The organism is Candidatus Poribacteria bacterium (assembly GCA_016866785.1).
Classification (GTDB): domain Bacteria; phylum Poribacteria; class WGA-4E.
The window spans coordinates 1-2,481 of record VGLH01000253.1 but is presented as its reverse complement, the minus strand read 5'-3'; the positions used below and the strand labels follow the sequence as shown (position 1 = coordinate 2,481).

Genomic DNA, 2,481 nt, shown 5'->3' with positions numbered 1-2,481 from the left:
AGCGCGGGACGAGCTGGTTCTGGAGCTCTCGGCGGCGGTTCCGCTCTCCGTCCACGCCGAGGACGCGTCGAGCGGCCTCATCGTGACTTCGCCAGCGCTCCGGTAGGTTCCAGCGCGAGCGAACGTGAAGCCGACCCGCGCCGTCGGACGTTCCACTAGACGGTGGCGCGGCTTGACGATTCCGCCGCGCGTTCGTATGTTCCGGTAGAGCGTGTCGCCGAGAACACAATGCTGACGAACGAAGAACGCGGTCTCGACATCTACGCGACGACGAATGCGCCGACGATTCCGTCGTCCGTGACGCCCGATACGCCGCTTGAGGCGCTGAACCTCAACTGGCGCGAAGCGGACCTGCCAGAGCGACTGCGCACGCGCCACGTCCACCGGCTGCATCCCTATCTCGGCAAGTTCATCCCCCAGCTCGTCGAAGTGTTCCTGCGGAAGTACTTCCGTCCGGGGCAGACGGTCGGAGACCCATTCGCCGGATCGGGAACGACGCTCGTACAGGCGAACGAGCTCGGGATCGGCGCGTTCGGCTGCGACCTCTCCGCGTTCAACGTGCTGCTCGCGCGAGTCAAGACGGCGCGCTATCGCATCGAGACCGTCGAGAAGGAGACCTACGACGCGCTGGAGAAGACCCGGCGTGCGGCTGCGAGCCATGACCCTCAGCTTCCGCTCTTCGGCGAGCCGTCGGAACTGCGGCTGCCAGTAGTCACGCAGGACTACCTGACGCAGTGGTTCGCTCCCCAGGCGTTGAACCAGCTCCTGACCTACCGCGAAGCGATCGAGCGGGGGGACTACGAGTACCCGGACGTGCTGCGCGTCATCCTGTCGCGCTCAGCGCGTTCCGCTCGATTGACGACGCACTTCGACCTCGACTTCCCGAAGCAGCCGCAGACGGGACCCTACTGGTGCTACAAGCACAGCCGAGAATGCCAGCCGACGACCGACGCGCTCAAGTTCCTTCGGCGCTACAGCGCGGATACGGCGAAGCGCCTCAAGGAATTCGCATCCGTGCGCACGGATGCGGATGTCGCCGTCGTCCACGGCAACAGTTCGGTCATCGAGTACCCCCGCATGGACGGCATCATCACCAGCCCGCCGTACGTTGGGTTGATCGACTACCACGGACAACATGCGTACTCCTATCACCTGCTCGGCATCGACGATCACAGTGAGCAGGAGATCGGTCCCGCTTCATCGGGAAGCGGACAGCGGGCAAAGCAACAGTATCAGGCGGATATCGCGCGCGTGCTCCGACGCGCTCTGAGCGCAATGTCGTCTGGGGGCGTGCTCATCGTCGTCGCCAACGACCGTTGGGACCTCTACGGAGACATCGCGGCAGACGTGGGCGTCGAAACGGAAGCCGTCGTCAAGCGGCACGTCAACCGCCGGACAGGCAGAAGGTCGGGCGCATACTTCGAGTCCGTATTCATCTGGCGCAAACCGTAACAGGCAACACCATGCCGTCGATCAGCCCTAACACCCGCCCGAAGATACGCGGCTGTCTGGACGCACTCATCGAGAGCACGATCGACGAGTTCCGCCATCGTCGGCTGGCAGGGCGTTCCCAGACCGAGCCCGATTCCGGCTCCAAGAAAGGCGAGCTCAAGCCCTTCCACGAAGCGCTGCTGCCCGTTGAGTTGGACCTAATCAATCGGTTCGAACGAAGCATCAGCACGAAGCTGGGAACCACGATCGAGGAATGCGCGCGCCTGATCGCCCTGGACCATCACCGCGAAGCCCACACACGCTACAAGATAAGCGGCATGGTCAGTCGCGCCGGACTCGTGGAGCTCGAACGGCAGCGCTCCGTCTTCGAGCAGGCGGCAGAGCAGAAGGGACACAAGCCATCGCTCGGAGCGATGGTGTCCGCCGTCCTCGACGCGAGCCGCGATGACGACCTCGTGAGCCGCGTCGTCACGGCAGACCTCCACATCGTGGCGCGAGACGGTCGGGAGTTCTTCTTCGAGATCAAGAGCCCGAAGGCGAACAAAGACCAGTGCATGACGATCATCGAGCGCGTGCTGCGGATCCATCTGTTCCGTGGCAAGGCTCGACCCGAAGTCAACGGCTACTTCGCGATGGCATACAACCCGTTCGGCGCGAACCGGGACGACTACCAGTGGAGCTTCGTGCGCAACTACTATCCCATGGACGATGGGCTGCTGATCGGCGATGAGTTCTGGAAGCTCATCGGCGGTCCCACGTGCTACGCGGAGTTGCTCGACATCTATCGGGAAGTCGGAGCCGCGATGAGCAAGCGCGTGCTCGACGCCCTCTTCTATGGATTCTGACGGCGGAGAGCGTCACGGCGTCCCGCCGATGACCGCGTGCCAGGGAAAGGCGGAACTATGACCCAACCCATCCGCATCGCGCAATACGGCGTCTCCCACGCTCACGCGTCGGGACACGCCGCCGTCCTTCAGGCGAACCCCGACGTCGATTTCGTCGGCGTCTATGAGCCGTCCGCCGCCAACC

General features: G+C 63.9%; 3 protein-coding genes. All 3 read left to right on the top strand.

All coding sequences use genetic code 11. From position 1 onward, the window contains the following. Positions 1 to 228 precede the first annotated feature (228 nt). Complete coding sequence (locus FJZ36_18990; GenBank protein ID MBM3216986.1) at positions 229 to 1,452, top strand: site-specific DNA-methyltransferase; 1,224 nt, start codon at positions 229 to 231, stop codon at positions 1,450 to 1,452. 11 nt (positions 1,453 to 1,463) lie between these two features. Beyond that, positions 1,464 to 2,297 (top strand): TdeIII family type II restriction endonuclease, encoded by an 834-nt coding sequence (locus FJZ36_18985; protein ID MBM3216985.1) that lies wholly within the window; start codon positions 1,464 to 1,466, stop codon positions 2,295 to 2,297. Between the two features lie 57 nt (positions 2,298 to 2,354). Continuing rightward, on the top strand, positions 2,355 to 2,481 hold a 127-nt coding region (locus FJZ36_18980), incomplete at its 3' end, for a gfo/Idh/MocA family oxidoreductase (protein ID MBM3216984.1).

Coding starts and splice junctions, on each gene's coding strand:
- FJZ36_18990 (MBM3216986.1), top strand. CDS start 229: ATGCTGACGAACGAAGAACGCGGTCTCGACATCTACGCGACGACGAAT.
- FJZ36_18985 (MBM3216985.1), top strand. CDS start 1,464: ATGCCGTCGATCAGCCCTAACACCCGCCCGAAGATACGCGGCTGTCTG.